The 470-nt window shown below is 37.9% G+C and carries 1 rRNA gene; it reads right to left on the reverse strand.

The window, feature by feature from the left end:
• Positions 1-217 (reverse strand): 16S ribosomal RNA (locus NG904_RS16440); the annotation flags it as partial.
• Positions 218-470 lie beyond the last annotated feature (253 nt).

The raw sequence follows: 470 nt of genomic DNA on the forward strand, positions 1-470 counted from the left end.
CGGATTACTCCTTTTATTGCTACTTCATGCGAAGCTACAATCTTATGAGGTATTAATCTTCCTTTCGAAAGGCTATCCCTCTCTATGAGGCAGGTTGCCCACGTGTTACTCACCCGTCCGCCGCTAATCCACTTCCGAAGAAGTTTCATCGCTCGACTTGCATGTGTTAGGCACGCCGCCAGCGTTCGTCCTGAGCCAGGATCAAACTCTCAATAAAAAGTTTAATCTTGACTTACTCAAATAAAGAATTGCTGGTTTATTTTAATGTTTCTTGATTTCTGTTCAATTTTCAAAGACCAAATTTTCTTTTGTTTTACTGTGTCACCCTTAAGCGAGTTACTCAGTCTGACATTTGATTTCTTTTCTGTCAACAAGTTTTTTAATAAGTTGAAATTTAATTTCTTATCTTTATTCTTACTTGTTTGCCGCATCTCTCAGCGACGTGTTTTATCTTACCATGATATATTAAC

The sequence above is a fragment of the Clostridium sp. ZBS15 genome (assembly GCF_023845705.1).
GTDB lineage: Bacteria > Bacillota > Clostridia > Clostridiales > Clostridiaceae > Clostridium > Clostridium aquiflavi.